This window comes from Candidatus Thermoplasmatota archaeon (genome assembly GCA_029907305.1).
Lineage (GTDB): Archaea > Thermoplasmatota > E2 > DHVEG-1 > DHVEG-1 > JARYMC01.
Genome location: JARYMC010000005.1, coordinates 18075 through 31614 on the forward strand (window position 1 = coordinate 18075; position 13540 = coordinate 31614).

Genomic DNA, 13540 nt, shown 5'->3' on the forward strand with positions numbered 1-13540 from the left:
TCTAGAAGAAGTCACTCAGCTTAGTTGTCCTAATCTTATCACTAATAAAAAGCGAGTCAATAGATTTCTCTACCAGTTTTATCCTCTGACAAGCATAAGAGGGGAGATTATAACGCTCAGCAATATTCTTCGAAATCTCAAGATACTTTTTAACAGATTTCTCATGAACCGTGAGAGTAAGTTTACCACCACATTTTATACAAACACCCTGCAGAGGAATCCTACGATAAATAGTGTTACAAAGCGGGCATCTCACAGACTGTTTACTAAAAGCTCTGAGGTTACCAAGTATATCCGGCAAAAAATGTCGTTCTATAACCTTATAGGCAACATCAGGCGTGTCAACAGCCCTTATTTTTGCTGCTAGGCTAAGCTGGGCATTCATCTTATCCATCATAGTCTTCAAAGTCTTGTAAGCAGATGCAGACGGCCCCTCAGATATGTTGTTTGTATCATGTGTGAAATAAAATTTTTCGTACTGCAACTCAGTCCTAAGTCTTGATGAAACCAAACCCATAATTGACTCTAAATTTTTCGGGTTCTCATGACGTAGTGTTGCTTCATAAAAATCGAGTGGGTATCTAGCTAATGTGTCAATGTTGTGAGCTTCTTTATCAACCTCAGTTGGATCAATACGTGTTGTGAGTATCAGAGGTAAATCCATTCTACCGCCGCGTTTATCTGGGATATATGAATGGGAGAAGTTCAACAATGCATCCATCAAAAGCATAAGCCCATCCTCGTCACCATCGCAGTTTCTTCTCTTTGCTGCATGGTAAAACGGGTGTGCAAAGCATACCTGAGAATCAGTGAAACCTATTATCCTTGCTAACGCACCAGCAGATGTATGCGGTGCTAAACCAACAACGAGATGACCTGTTAAATCCTCAAGGTTTTTTATTTTGTAGAAACGTGGGAGTTTGTAGAATTTAACGAGTAGATCATCTATGAACCTTGAAACCTGTGCGAAATATTCTGCGCATGATTTTGAGATTATTACGTCCTGTACTTTGAGCTCACAGATTTGATCATCATGCTCGAGTGGGTTGCCTAGGTAGTCTTTTGTATAACCAAGTTTTTTCAGTTTTTCTACTGAGATATGTGCTTCTTTTGGTTTAAAATGTGTTAATGGTGCATCTGTCATATCAAAACGTATCGTCCCATCTTTGAAAACTGATACGTCGTGTTTTGCTCTTAGTATACCTTTTTCTAGTGGCTCTGGTGTTTTGTGTTTTGATATTGTGCCTATGACACCTTTTATTGTGTCTGGTAGGTTTCTTTCGTCTATGTTTTCTTGAGCTATAACTAGCTCTTCGTTTATGTTTATTTGTTGCAGCTCTACTTTACCGTTTTTGCATTCTGTGTGTCCACCGCATGTGCATGTTATTTTATGGGTTTTTTTACCGCATTTTGGGCATAATCTAACGCCTGCTTCTACTTCTATGATGCCTTTTTCTGCTGCTGTTCTTATTAGACGCTGGTTTCCACCATAGTTTCCAAGTGGGAATAGTGTGTGTGGTGGCGGCCTCATTTTTCTTGGTGCAGCTTTTTCTGGTCTCCCCATTCTTGTTCCAATGCGGTATGGTGATCGTTCTCTTATTGTGACACCAGCGAGTTTTGAGACTACGTCGATGGTTTTTTCGTCATCTTTTATGTTGTTTAAAATTGTGAGTCTTTGTGTTTCAACGATTTTGTTTTCTTTAACTTCTAAGCCGCAGCATCTGATAAGAGGATAAGCGTACCTGTCTATGTTTAGTACACCTTCCCTTTGTTTATGTAAAACGCCGAGTTCGATTAGTATCCTTTTGATTTCTTGGTCTTTTGGTAAAACCAATATTTTGTCTTCTGTTATTTTTCCTTGTTCTAGAATAAATTTTGATAGACATGCTAGTTCTTTTGTTGTTATGTCATGCCAGAAAAGGTTGTAAGATGGATGTAATGGGATGTTGTATTTTTCTGATATTTTGAAAGCATCAGTTGATGACAGGTTTTTGAGGTCAATGTTTCTCCCAAAGTCTTCTGAAACTTTTTTTATGGTTTTTTCATCAGCCTCTTTCACGCTGTTAAACGTATAGTCTTTTGGTAAAAGGTTAGCTGCTTTTTGTAAGTCCTGGATCCACCATTCGTATACGTAGCTCGAGTTTGGTAACAATGAGTTGTTTTCAAGGAACTCACCAAATGGTATTAGTATTTCCCCGAGGTCTATTATTTTTTGTACATCATATTTTTTTACGTCCTCAGCATTGTTTATCTGAACTAGGTCCCCGTTTTGTAGTAACACTATTGGTCCTTCGATTTCTGTGCATGGTGTCCCTATTGTTCCTTTTCCTGGTCGCTCTGTCTTTAGTTGTGTCCCAACCGCTATGAAACTATCAAGCAAGTACATTGATGCTGGGTTTATCGCTGTTGAAGCTAGGCCAGCGGTTCTCGCCCTACCATATCTTAATCTGAAACCACCTTTTCTTGATGGATGTGAGAATACTGGTCTACCAGCTATAACCTCCCCTATGTATTTCGATGAGGGTGTTATCTCAGGTAGTTGTTCCTTTTTTTTGTCGTCCTTGTTTTCTTTTGTTACAAATATTTCTAAGAAATCCCATCCTTTTAGTTTCAGTTTTTTAACATGTTTCATTATCTTGGGTGCTTTTAGGCAAAGTCCTTCTGCTATTACAAGACATGCGCCACCTCTAAGTCGGTTGGTTTCTACACGTGGTAAATCCCTGTATCCTGTTACTTCTTCGTCTTCGGTTCCCTCTCCATTTATGCATATCGGGCATTCTCTCACTATTTTGTCTATCTCATCAACTGTTGGTAGATACTGTAGGTGTTGTACTCTTTTGTAAAGAGGTATTTCTTCTTTGTATCGCTCTATTTCACCTGGTGTTGGTTTGAACCGGTCTATGCCGAGTTCTCTTCGGACTATGTCTGCTATAAGGACGCTCATAGCCTGGCCTGTACCACCAGCGCTCCTAATTGGTCCTGAGAAATATAGGTCAACATAGTCTGTACCATCGTTGTTTTTACCTAGTCTCACCTCAGCTATGCCCTCTAATGGTGCAACAAGTACACCCTCTGTTAGTATCGCTAATCCAGTCCGTATGGCTTGGTCTATTGCATCCTCTATTTTGTTGAATTTGTATGTTTTACCAGATGCTATCTCCCGAGCTATTTCAAGTGAGACTAGTTCTCTGTCACATAGTTTTTTTGTAGCGGCTCTTATTTTTGGTGCTATACCTTTTGGTCCAACTAGTTGCTCTACCCTTGATGCAAGGTCCAAGGCTTGTGGTATCTCAACATTGTATTCTGGGTCTAAACCTTTTTTACGTGCCTCACTAGCGATAGAATAGCATAAGTCGATGTCTTTCTGTAGAGAGTTGAAATACTCTTGCATGTTTGGGCTAACTGCGACATCGATGGATTGGTCCCCACCCATAATTTCCCGCTCTAAAAATTTTGGTAAAAATTGTTAATACAAACTAGTAGTTTAAATTTTTGTATTTTACAAAAATTTTTTTTATTCCAGTTTTTTACTGAAATCCATCATTGTAACATTACCTGTTTTAAGATCAACGATTGGTAGCTTTGCTGAATCAGGCACAAAATTCAACATTTTCTGATAACTAGTCTGCGACTGCCAGCTACTAGCATTAATTAGTGTAACACCACGGTAGTCACCAAACTTTGCTACATGAACATGACCTGTAACAAAAATATCTGGTACACGATCGATAATCATATAGTCTGAATGCTCTGGTGCAAGAGGCGTATAGCCACCATATGTTGGGGCAAGATGATGTTTACGTAACATAACCTTCATAGTCTCAATAGGCTCATTATATTTAAGTGACTGTATGTTTGTAGCAAAATCAAGTAGGCTCTGACCATGATAGGATAAAACCTCAACGCCATTCAACGAGAAATAACATGGGTTGCCAACAAACCTTATGTCCTTACCTGAGAAAAGGTCTCTTATCTCTTTTTCAAAAGTTGGTTGTGGCTCCGCAGGGCGTACAGCATCATGGTTACCAGGTTGCATAATAATTGATATATGGTCTGGTATGAGTTTGAACTGTTCAGCTAAAGCCTCATACTGTCTGTATACATCAGTTATTGACAACTCTTTTTCCTGGTTAGGGTAAATACCAATACCATCTACTACATCACCTGGTACCACTAGGTATTTTATTCTACCAGCTACGTCACGCTGCCTGGAGTTACCTATTGCACCATTAAACCATCTTAGAAAAGCCTGCCATTCGCTTTCCATAAACATTTTACTACCGATATGTATGTCTGATAGGAACGCAGCAAAAACAGGTACTTCTGATTTGTTTTTTTCATGTTGTATACTTATCTCAGGGAAAACTATACTGTTTATGATAACTAGGTCACCGTTTTTACTCAAATGACCCTTTACACCTATGATTTCGTCGAAAACAACCTCGTTAGCCATCTGAACTGTTTCATGGTTGGTTTTGAGAGCTATACAAGTCACAGTATCGGTTTCATCCTCTATTTCTATAAGTCTATGACCATTAACCGTGGTTCTAACATCTTTCACTATCCCTATTATTTGAACCTCTTTCATGACACCGTGTTTAATCCTGCTTATTGGCATAACGTTTACCATTTCCCGTCTCTGACTCTGAAGTAGTTTACGCAAAACATGATAACGGTCGACAAACAATTTCGTGAAATCTTTTGTAGTACCCTCGCACGTACTTTTACCGGTCACATCCTTTATTATTTCTATCTCTGATTCGTATTCAGCTGCTTTTGGTTTCCAGCCTTTAACTTTTTCAATTGATATAAGCTTAGGCATCGCTTCTAAATCAGATGCCTCTGTTTGATCCAAGTCATCTGGTTCTTCGTCTTCCTCGCCGTTCTCATCATTCAATGTTTTAATATGCAACTCTCCTTTGCCATAGATGGTTGAAAGAACCTTTTTTTGTACCTCCTTTTCAATCTGTGAGTCAACCACAGGTGGCTGTATTTTTGGCTGTTCCTCAACAGTTTTTGTTGTCTGCTGCTCTATGTTTTTTATCTGATCAACAGTTAAAATAAGAGGATACTCTTGGAGGTTTTTTATGATAAAAGACGAGAACTCCCCAGGGTTTTCTTTTGACATAATGTATTTTAGTGCATCTGGTTGTACGAAGGTACCATGCTCAGAGAACGACCGAAGAATCTCTTTCATCCTCTATCCCACAAAAAAACATTTTTCCCTGTTTTTATAAAATGTATAGCATCATAGGTTTTTAGAATTGTGGTAAAAACAAACACCTCCAAACAGGGGTTGTATATATATTTTTCCCAAAAAACGTGTTTTTTAGGCTAAAAAAACATGGCTGTTATTTCAGGTTTTACATCAACATCTAAAAACGCGTTTTTTACCTTTAATTTTCGAAATAAATATAAAACAGGATAAAGTAACATAAGATTAGAGACAAAAAAAACAGGAAGGAAAACCATACCTATGATAAGCGTAAAAATCTACAAACAAGGACCTGAAATAATAGTGGGTGCATGCGACGAAAAACTCCTCGGAAAAAAATTCACAAAAGGCAAGCTACAAATAGATGTCTCAACCAGTTTTTATGATGGCGAGAGGGTTAACAAAAAAACCCTTAAAAGATACCTAGAAGATGCTACCATAGCTAATCTTGTTGGTGTAGAAACCGTGAAATGCGCAATTGAAATGGGGCTTGTGGACCCAAGGTTTGTCCTCAAAATAAAAGGTGTCCCACATGCTCAGATGGTAAAAATGATATAAAAGATTTCAATGTTTTTGCAGTTCATCTATTTTATTTTTAATCTTATCATAATGCGTACCCATCCAATAGATTTTATCACATTTAGGGCAAAACCAGAACTTCTCATTATTCTCAAAAACCCTCCTAGGTACCTTGTCCTGAATATCTTTTTTCTTAATTTCATCGAGAATAGTGTTACAAACTGAACACCTTGATAAAACATTTTTTGGATCAACAACAATATCTTTTAAAACAATTTTTAGCTGTTCATCAACATCAGTTACATCAAGCTCGATAACAGGCAGTTTCTGTTTTTTCATCTTGCTCATTAATTCCTTGTCCCTTGTTATAACAACCCTGTTTTCTTTTTTTGCAACCTGTAACAACTCATCATCATCCATATCTGCATTCGCATAAAAAGTATCAAAACCCATAAGGCGAAGCCATTTCGCGAGACTACCCAACATTTGATCGCATAAAAACTTCATTTTATCAATCTATAGTGACTAAGTTTTCCGAGACCAAAATCTTTTGTTTCAACTAATTTAAGGTTAAAGCTTTTTACATCAATTTTATTATCAACAATAAAAGGCGGGGTTTTCCCACCATCGATTTTAATAGAACCAACGTATACAAAGAAATCATCAAAAAAACCAAATTTCAAAAAATTATATATCACTGTTCCTCCTCCCTCAACCATCAATTTTTTTATACCTTTTTTGTAGATTATATCTAAGAATTTTTCTAGATCAATTAAACCATTTTTTGTGCTGCAAACAATTTTTTCCACATTATTACCAAAATTTTTGTCAAATTTTTCTCCGGTTATAATAAAAGTTTTTGCATCAGTGTTTACAACAAGAGAATCGATTGGGGTTTTACAATACGTGTCGAGAACTATTCTAATTGGTTGCCTAGGGTTTTTTACATATTTTTCTTTTACAGTTAACCTTGGGTTATCAGAGAGAACAGTGTTTATGCCTACAAGGACTGCATCTGACTGGTTTCTAAGCTCGTACATCCTTTTGATATCTTCTTCACAGGATATCCTGATTTGTTTACCAGATGCATCAGCTATTTTACCATCTGATGATATTGCACAGTTGATTACAACATATGGTCTTTTCATTAAAAATCACTTAGGGTAAATAGGACAATCTTTTTTGTTTTCAGGGCAATAATTTTTAGTTTTACATGATGGCCCAGCGTTTTTAAAAATAATTGGCGCTACTTTCTTCACCTCTTTTAACATCTTGTTGGCTAGCTCTCTTATCTCCCACTGTGCGTGGAGACAACATCGTAGTTCAAAAAAATTCAGTAACGAGCGAGCATTCATAGTAACCATAATGTTTGTACATGTCGCATTTGGTAGTACATATCGCGCATCCTCCGCTGGTATCCCCATGTCAAGTAACTTGTTGTATTCCTTCCAAATGCTAGTCATGGTTTCATCATATGCTTTTTTCATTTTTTTGTCTTTAGCAATCTTTGGTGGCGTTACATAGTTTGGTTCATTGAGATTAACATATCTCTGGCTCTGCTGAGAATAACTAGCTATGCGGTGTCTTACCAGCTGATGCGTTAAAGATCTACTTACATCACTTATCGCAAAAGTAAAACTTGCGTGTTCTACAACACTTGTGTGACCAAGTTTCATAACCTGTTCAAGAACCGCTGTTAGTTCTTTTCCTGGGGTTTTATCAAGCTCCTCCGGCTTTGTTTTACTATGTGTAAGTTTCGCAGCCATCGCAGGTGTTTTTTCTGGGTTTGGAGTGAAACCTATTAGTTTAACATCCATCGAAATCTACCACAACCAAGAATAATATCAGGCTTTAATATTTTAGGTAAATCAGCAAGTTTTTAAAAAGTGATATGTTTACCCACCGATGTTAATTAGATATCTATGGGAGGAAAAAAGAAGATGATAGCATTTATTATCACAACAGTCTTCTGTTTCATTATTTACCTCCTGTTTACGACAGGTAGTGGAACAGCGGTTTTAGGATTGTGGAGCTACGAGGAGATAGCCCTTGGATTAGTTCTCTCAATAATTGTTGGTTTTATTGCGAGGAAGATTTTTGTTAAGAAAAGCCTGCGGATGCTAAACCCTGTACGATGGTTTATATTTTTAGCTTATGTTGTTGGGCCTTTTTTCGTTGCACTCACCCGAGCTAATCTTGATGTCGCTTATCGTGTTATCACCGGGAAGATAAAACCTGGTATCGTCCGGATTTCACCTGATCTTAAAACAGATCTTGGTATCACAATGCTTGCAAACTCTATAACGCTGACACCTGGTACTCTAAGTGTTGACATAGATGAGGACACCAATGATTTATATGTTCATTGGATAAATGTTAATGAAAAAGCTTTGGAGCAGAAACCTGTTGACTGTAAGTATATCTGTGGGTTTTTCCCAAAATGGGTTAGGAGGATTGCTGAATGATCGAATTGTATTTTGGTGTCACGGATACTTATCTGTTTGTGGTTATAGCCCTTGCTATTTGCAGCATAATGGCTTTGATAAGGATTGTTTTAGGACCAACTGCTCCTGACCGGGTTGTTGGTGTTGATACTGTTAACACAATTGTTATTGTTGCTATGGTTGCATTTGGTATGGCCTTCAGAGAGGCCATCTATATTGATGTAGCTATTGTTTACGCTTTTTTGTCTTTTGTCTCTACTTTGTTTATCGCAAAATATCTAGAGGGAGGGGAGTTTTAGGATGATTTTTGATATCATCATCTACGTGTTTTTAGGTATTGGTATTTTCTTTAACCTCCTTGCAGGTATTGGTCTACTTCGTTTCCCAGATGTTTATACCAGGCTTCATGCTGGTACGAAATGTACAACTTTTGGTTCTATATTCATCATAGGTTCTGTGATTCTCATCGGTCTGAAATCTTGGTGGGGAAATGATACCAATGGTTCTGTTTTAGCACTTCACTCGATTTTTGCTTTGATAGCAATACTACTCACTAACCCTGTTGGTGCCCATGCTATCGCCCGTGCTGCCCATCGCAGCGGAGTAAAACCAGCTATGGCTGTTGTTGATCAGTTGGATGATTCAAAACTAGGGAAAACAGGGAAGAAAAAAACTAGAGGTAAAAAGAAATCTGAAGAAGAGGAGGCTGAGTAAAAAATGTTTTTTGAGTTAATTAATATCGTAGTGCTCATCCTCATAGTTTTCTCCTGCATTGTTGCTGTTTTACTCAGAGATCTTCTGGGTGCCGCTGTTGCTATGGGTGCTATGAGTTTGTTGTTATCTCTTGAGTTTTATATTCTGCAAGCACCTGATGTCGCTATTGCTCAGGCTGGTGTAGGCGCCTGTTTGTCCACCGCTATTATTATTATTGCTGTTAAAGGAACTAAGCGTATGGAGGAAGAATAAAATGGAAATGAGATACAATATTGCTGTACTGGTGTTTTCTATTGTTGCTGTGTTTTTTGTTTTTAGCGCTCTCATGATTCATCCTTTTGGCGACCCAGGTAGCCCAGAGATGGATAATCATATTATTAGAAATACTCAGACTGAGGCTGGTACTAACAATGGTGTGACATCTGTTGTTTTTGATTACAGAGGTTTTGATACCCTTGGGGAGGCTACGATTTTGTTTACTGCTGTTGCTGGTGTCATGATGATTTTCAGGAGGAAGAAAAAATGAGTGAGATGTCAAAGATTGTTAGAACAATATCGAATATTATTTTCCCTTTGATCACGATTTTTGGTTTATATGTCATAGCTCATGGGCATCTAACTCCTGGTGGTGGTTTCCAGGGTGGTGCTGTTGTTGCATCTGGTTGTATAATGTTGCTTGCAGCCTATGGTTCAACATGGGCTTTTGCGCGGATAAAAGAAAAAAGACTTACTGCTTTTGAAAGCATTGGTGCTGTGTGGTTCATTGGCGTAGCATTCCTCGGGCTTTTTGTAGGTGGTATATTTTTTGCTAATTTCCTCGTAGGTTTAAAATTGTTTGACAGTTTCACGTTATTTGGTAACATCCCTGTTGTTGGTTCTACTTTTGCTGACATCAACACAGGTGGTGTTTTGCCGCTTATGAATTTTGCTGTAGGGCTTAAGGTAATTGCTGGTTTATTTGCAGTTGTGCTTGTCATGGCTTATGCTAGTAGTTTAAAGGAGGGGAAACAATGATTTATAATATACCTTTTATCGCTGTTGTCGCCATGATTTTCATAGGCTTGTATGCTGTTGTTTTCAGACGGAATCTAATCAAAATGGTTATTGGTATCACAATCATTGAGTGTGGTGTGAACCTGTTTTTGATCACGTTGGGTTATCGTGAAGGTGGTGTTGCTCCTATCTACACTAGTTTACCAGAGGGAACACAATATCCTAGTGAGATGGTTTTACCTGTTCCTCAGGCTTTGACTCTTACGAGTATTGTGATTGGTGTCGCTGTTCTTGCTTTGATGTTGTCTCTTGTTATGCATATTTATAAACAGTATGGTACGCTCGATGTTAGAAAAATAAGGAGGCTAAAAGAATGAACTGGCTCGCTGAAATAATTAAACATTCTCCTGCTTTGATCGTTGCAGTACCATTGCTGGGTGCGTTTCTTACACCACTTGTTGGCATGATTAACGAAAAAGTTAGAAACATTTTTGCCTTGGTGATGATCTCTATCACAGGTTTTTTTATTGCCTTGCTTGCATCTGATGTTTATGCAAACGGCCCACGCATCTATGTCTTTGGTGCACAAAACCTCGCTCTTCCAGTAGTTAGAATCCTTTTTGAAGTCGACAGCCTAAGCATTTTCATGGCCATTGTAACATTTATCCTTGCTTTTGTTGCACTTGTTTACTCATGGTCATTTATGAAGGAAAACGATGGACTTGACAAGTATTACACACTAGTTTTACTCTTGGTTACAAGCACCCTAGGTATGGAGCTTACTGGGGATATTTTCAACTTCTTCGTATTCCTTGAGATATCATGCATATCTTCTTGTGCACTAATCGCATTTTGGGTTCACAAGGGCGAGGCACTTGAGGCAGCGTTCAAATATATTGTTATAAGCTCGATTGGTGCATTGTTTGTTCTTTTTGCCATAGGTATATTTTATGCTCAATACAATGCTCTAAATATTGCTACACTAGCAAACGTTATACAGTTTACTTTTCTTGATAAAATAGCGTTGGTTCTGCTTGTTGTTGTGCTTGGTATGAAAGCAGGTCTGGTACCAATGCATATGTGGTTACCAGACTCTTATGGGCAGGCACCACCGTCAGTAACAATTGTTATAATCGGTGCTACCCAGGCTAGCTTGTACGGTGTTTTCAGGATGTGTTTCACCCTATACAGTGGGGCATTCAAAAATGTGGTTATTAGTGAATCAACAATTGGTTTGATAATTATTATGCTGGCTATTCTTACAATATTAATTGGTGTGTTAATGGCTCTTATACAAACAGACTTCAGAAGATTAATCGGTTTTGTTGCAGTAGCAGAAATAGGATACATTTTCCTCACCATAGGTGTAGGATTAGTTACTTTACATGATCCTAACATGATAACAGTGGGAAAAACTGCGATGAATGGTGGTATTTTCCATATAATCAACGATTGTTTGGATATAGGTTTATTGTTCCTATCTGCTGGTGCCATTTACTATGCTACTAAAGAAACATCTTTGAATGAGATGGGTGGTCTTGCTAGAAACATGAAGTACACCACCATTTTTTTCCTTATAGGTCTATTAGCAGTCTCTGGTATACCACCTATGAATGGTTTCGCATCAAAACTTCTCATTTATCAATCAACATACCAGCTTAACCCGATAATATCTATTGTTGCTATACTAGCTAGTATAATGCTACTAGCTATTTTTGTGAAGGTGTTTTATTCAGCGTTTCTTGGGCCTAAGATTTCTAAGTTTGAGAATGTTAAGGAAGTACCAAAAAGCATGTTGATTGGTATGGGTGTTTTTGCGTGTATAATAATCTTTTTTGGTTTATTCCCAAATATTGTCATCCATCACTTGGTTGAACCTGCTGTTAATGTACTGATGAATAACGCGCAATATATAAGCGCTGTTCTAGGGGGTGTTTAAACAATGTTATCGTTGGAATCATTGTTGGAGACACTGAAGACTGGTAATGGTTTCTGGAACCCTGTTGTGTGGGTTGTAGCAACAGCAATCATCTTTCTATTAATTTACATTCTTAGAGGTTTTGGTAAAAAAGATTACAAAAAAGAAACAGGGCAGACTCAGGCTTTTCTATCAGGCAACCCTGAATATGAAAAAGAACTTATGCATGTTAAGAGTAGTAATGTGTATTGGGGTTTCACCGAGACGCTGAAATCAGTTTATGATGTACTTAAAAAGATGCATAATGGTAACGCTAGCGACTATGTGCTGTGGTTTTTGATCATAATGGCTGTCGTATTTATCTTCATGGGGTTGATATAAAATGGAACTCATAGAATTATCAAAAACAACTATAATAATCATATTGGGTTCAATAGGATTAGCAGCTTTTGGCATAATATTCGGGTTGATATACAAGGGTTTTGATAGGAAGATTTCTGCTCATATGCAGGGCCGTATAGGACCACCAATTAGACAACCATTTAGGGATGTTTCTAAGTTGTTTGTAAAAGAAAACATTGTACCTGAAAATGCGATACCATGGGTTTTCAACCTGGCACCACTTGTTGGTCTTGTCGCAACAATATCTATTCTTTTGTATTTACCTATAGCAGGATTCCCATCGTTGCTTGATAATGAGATTATTCTTCCAAAAGGTGATCTTATTTTGATTCTTTACCTACTACTCATACCATCATTGGCAATGGTCATAGGTGGTTTTGCCTCTGGTTCACCATATGCAACTGTTGGTGCACAGAGAGAGATGGCTACTATGATAGCCTATGAGTTCCCACTAGCCATCATAATCATAAGTTTTGCATACAGATTGTATGCACAACAAGTCACCAATGTTTTCACGCTATCCGCAATCACCACGACACCGATTTGGGGGGTAGTGGGACCTCTTGGTTTTATCGGCGTCATAATACTATTATTAGCACTTGTTATAGTTACACCGGCTGAACTCTCCAAGATACCATTTGATGCACCAGAGGCAGAGACAGAGATAGCGGGTGGTCTTCTAGTAGAATATTCTGGTAGAAACCTTGCGATGTTTTACCTAACTGATGGCGTAAAAACCGTGGTCATGGCGTCGTTGATAGTCGCATTGTTTTTCCCATATAACCTATCACCAGTTTTTGGTTTAAAGGAAATCCCAGCTTTTGCTGTTGACATAGTATTTTATCTAATCAAAGTACTATTAGTCATAGTATTCTCCGTGACATTGATTCGTGTTGCTATAGCTCGTTTGAAAATTAATCAAATAGTTTATACATATTGGGTTTGGGTTACATTGTTCGCTCTTTTTGGTTTGATACTGTTGATGTGGGATCAAAAAACGATGACTGATTTAAACTGGCAACCTGTTTTAAAAATGATAGGGATTTAGTAATTAGGGACGTATACCATCTAAATAATCTAAATAAGCTTCATTCTGGCGTATGATATTCTTGAATAATAACCTGACATAAAATGTCTCAAACCCATAGAAAAATTCACCTTTACCAAAATGATGTAGAGTCTTTCTAGTAGAATAGTAATTTTCATAAGCGGATATAACACCTTCCTGAAGCTCATACGGCGTCATATTCTTCGGGTAAAAAACAACATGTGCCCCATCATAATAGTCCCAGTTGTCCGTAAAAATTCTTTTATCATTTTCAAATTCTTTTCTAA

17 protein-coding genes are annotated in these 13540 nt (G+C 37.8%); 11 read left to right on the forward strand and 6 right to left on the reverse strand.

All coding sequences use genetic code 11. The features are described 5' to 3' along the window. Nucleotide 1 precedes the first annotated feature (1 nt). Together QHH19_00765 and QHH19_00770 are read right to left on the reverse strand one after the other, a co-directional pair. Nucleotides 2-3433, reverse strand: coding sequence for a DNA polymerase II large subunit (locus tag QHH19_00765; protein ID MDH7516871.1), 3432 nt, complete (start codon nt 3431-3433; stop codon nt 2-4). A gap of 81 nt (nt 3434-3514) precedes the next feature. Continuing rightward, nucleotides 3515-5197 carry a DNA-directed DNA polymerase II small subunit gene (locus tag QHH19_00770; protein MDH7516872.1) on the reverse strand — a complete coding sequence of 561 codons (1683 nt, stop codon included), beginning with the start codon at nt 5195-5197 and terminating at the stop codon, nt 3515-3517. 279 nt (nt 5198-5476) lie between these two features. Here QHH19_00770 and QHH19_00775 point away from each other — a divergent pair, with 279 nt between their 5' ends. Then, nucleotides 5477-5773, forward strand: a complete 297-nt coding sequence (locus QHH19_00775) for a DUF424 family protein (GenBank protein ID MDH7516873.1) — start codon at nt 5477-5479, stop codon at nt 5771-5773. Between the two features lie 6 nt (nt 5774-5779). On the opposite strand, the gene QHH19_00780 is transcribed toward QHH19_00775, so the two are convergent. The 3 genes from QHH19_00780 to thyX are packed head-to-tail and all read right to left on the reverse strand — an operon-like array spanning nt 5780 to nt 7551. Beyond that, entirely contained in the window at nt 5780-6241 is a 462-nt protein-coding gene (locus tag QHH19_00780; GenBank protein MDH7516874.1) for a Mut7-C RNAse domain-containing protein, read from the reverse strand. After that, nucleotides 6238-6882 carry a dihydrofolate reductase family protein gene (locus tag QHH19_00785; protein ID MDH7516875.1) on the reverse strand — a complete coding sequence of 215 codons (645 nt, stop codon included), beginning with the start codon at nt 6880-6882 and terminating at the stop codon, nt 6238-6240. The genes QHH19_00780 and QHH19_00785 overlap by 4 nt, the downstream gene beginning before the upstream one ends. Before the next feature lie 6 nt (nt 6883-6888). Then, on the reverse strand, nt 6889-7551 hold the full coding sequence (gene thyX, locus QHH19_00790; GenBank protein ID MDH7516876.1) for an FAD-dependent thymidylate synthase: 663 nt from the start codon (nt 7549-7551) through the stop codon (nt 6889-6891). Nucleotides 7552-7674: 123 nt separating this feature from the next. Between thyX and QHH19_00795 the strand changes: the two genes are divergently transcribed. From QHH19_00795 to QHH19_00840, 10 genes are read left to right on the forward strand one after another with little or no spacing between them, the layout of a single operon-like run. Continuing rightward, on the forward strand, nt 7675-8199 hold the full coding sequence (locus QHH19_00795) for a Na+/H+ antiporter subunit E (GenBank protein ID MDH7516877.1): 525 nt from the start codon (nt 7675-7677) through the stop codon (nt 8197-8199). Beyond that, nucleotides 8196-8477 (forward strand): monovalent cation/H+ antiporter complex subunit F, encoded by a 282-nt coding sequence (locus tag QHH19_00800; protein MDH7516878.1) that lies wholly within the window; start codon nt 8196-8198, stop codon nt 8475-8477. The genes QHH19_00795 and QHH19_00800 overlap by 4 nt, the downstream gene beginning before the upstream one ends. Before the next feature lies 1 nt (nt 8478). After that, nucleotides 8479-8892 carry a monovalent cation/H(+) antiporter subunit G gene (gene mnhG, locus QHH19_00805; GenBank protein MDH7516879.1) on the forward strand — a complete coding sequence of 138 codons (414 nt, stop codon included), beginning with the start codon at nt 8479-8481 and terminating at the stop codon, nt 8890-8892. 3 nt (nt 8893-8895) lie between these two features. Further along, the gene (locus QHH19_00810; GenBank protein MDH7516880.1) at nt 8896-9144 is read left to right on the forward strand and encodes a DUF4040 domain-containing protein; all 249 of its coding nucleotides are present in this window, start codon (nt 8896-8898) and stop codon (nt 9142-9144) included. Between the two features lie 7 nt (nt 9145-9151). Beyond that, a complete protein-coding gene (locus QHH19_00815) occupies nt 9152-9418 on the forward strand; it encodes a hypothetical protein (GenBank protein ID MDH7516881.1) in 267 nt (88 codons plus the stop codon). Then, the gene (locus QHH19_00820) at nt 9415-9906 is read left to right on the forward strand and encodes an MnhB domain-containing protein (GenBank protein ID MDH7516882.1); all 492 of its coding nucleotides are present in this window, start codon (nt 9415-9417) and stop codon (nt 9904-9906) included. The genes QHH19_00815 and QHH19_00820 overlap by 4 nt, the downstream gene beginning before the upstream one ends. Then, on the forward strand, nt 9903-10262 hold the full coding sequence (locus QHH19_00825) for a cation:proton antiporter subunit C (GenBank protein ID MDH7516883.1): 360 nt from the start codon (nt 9903-9905) through the stop codon (nt 10260-10262). The genes QHH19_00820 and QHH19_00825 overlap by 4 nt, the downstream gene beginning before the upstream one ends. Next, nucleotides 10259-11824: a proton-conducting transporter membrane subunit gene (locus QHH19_00830; GenBank protein ID MDH7516884.1), complete on the forward strand. Its 1566-nt coding sequence runs from the start codon at nt 10259-10261 to the stop codon at nt 11822-11824. The genes QHH19_00825 and QHH19_00830 overlap by 4 nt, the downstream gene beginning before the upstream one ends. A gap of 3 nt (nt 11825-11827) precedes the next feature. Then, nucleotides 11828-12184: a hydrogenase gene (locus QHH19_00835; GenBank protein ID MDH7516885.1), complete on the forward strand. Its 357-nt coding sequence runs from the start codon at nt 11828-11830 to the stop codon at nt 12182-12184. 1 nt (nt 12185) lies between these two features. Then, nucleotides 12186-13253 carry an NADH-quinone oxidoreductase subunit H gene (locus QHH19_00840; protein ID MDH7516886.1) on the forward strand — a complete coding sequence of 356 codons (1068 nt, stop codon included), beginning with the start codon at nt 12186-12188 and terminating at the stop codon, nt 13251-13253. A gap of 3 nt (nt 13254-13256) precedes the next feature. On the opposite strand, the gene QHH19_00845 is transcribed toward QHH19_00840, so the two are convergent. Then, the coding region (locus tag QHH19_00845; protein MDH7516887.1) for a hypothetical protein at nt 13257-13540 on the reverse strand (284 nt) is incomplete at its 5' end.

Excerpts from the sequence above, each read along its gene's own strand:
- QHH19_00810 (MDH7516880.1), top strand. The coding sequence starts at position 8,896 with ATGTTTTTTGAGTTAATTAATATCGTAGTGCTCATCCTCATAGTTTTC.
- QHH19_00795 (MDH7516877.1), top strand. The coding sequence starts at position 7,675 with ATGATAGCATTTATTATCACAACAGTCTTCTGTTTCATTATTTACCTC.
- QHH19_00780 (MDH7516874.1), bottom strand. The coding sequence starts at position 6,241 with ATGAAGTTTTTATGCGATCAAATGTTGGGTAGTCTCGCGAAATGGCTT.
- QHH19_00830 (MDH7516884.1), top strand. The coding sequence starts at position 10,259 with ATGAACTGGCTCGCTGAAATAATTAAACATTCTCCTGCTTTGATCGTT.
- QHH19_00835 (MDH7516885.1), top strand. The coding sequence starts at position 11,828 with ATGTTATCGTTGGAATCATTGTTGGAGACACTGAAGACTGGTAATGGT.
- QHH19_00820 (MDH7516882.1), top strand. The coding sequence starts at position 9,415 with ATGAGTGAGATGTCAAAGATTGTTAGAACAATATCGAATATTATTTTC.
- QHH19_00775 (MDH7516873.1), top strand. The coding sequence starts at position 5,477 with ATGATAAGCGTAAAAATCTACAAACAAGGACCTGAAATAATAGTGGGT.
- QHH19_00765 (MDH7516871.1), bottom strand. The coding sequence starts at position 3,433 with ATGGGTGGGGACCAATCCATCGATGTCGCAGTTAGCCCAAACATGCAA.
- mnhG (MDH7516879.1), top strand. The coding sequence starts at position 8,479 with ATGATTTTTGATATCATCATCTACGTGTTTTTAGGTATTGGTATTTTC.
- QHH19_00785 (MDH7516875.1), bottom strand. The coding sequence starts at position 6,882 with ATGAAAAGACCATATGTTGTAATCAACTGTGCAATATCATCAGATGGT.
- QHH19_00770 (MDH7516872.1), bottom strand. The coding sequence starts at position 5,197 with ATGAAAGAGATTCTTCGGTCGTTCTCTGAGCATGGTACCTTCGTACAA.
- QHH19_00800 (MDH7516878.1), top strand. The coding sequence starts at position 8,196 with ATGATCGAATTGTATTTTGGTGTCACGGATACTTATCTGTTTGTGGTT.
- QHH19_00815 (MDH7516881.1), top strand. The coding sequence starts at position 9,152 with ATGAGATACAATATTGCTGTACTGGTGTTTTCTATTGTTGCTGTGTTT.
- thyX (MDH7516876.1), bottom strand. The coding sequence starts at position 7,551 with ATGGATGTTAAACTAATAGGTTTCACTCCAAACCCAGAAAAAACACCT.
- QHH19_00825 (MDH7516883.1), top strand. The coding sequence starts at position 9,903 with ATGATTTATAATATACCTTTTATCGCTGTTGTCGCCATGATTTTCATA.
- QHH19_00840 (MDH7516886.1), top strand. The coding sequence starts at position 12,186 with ATGGAACTCATAGAATTATCAAAAACAACTATAATAATCATATTGGGT.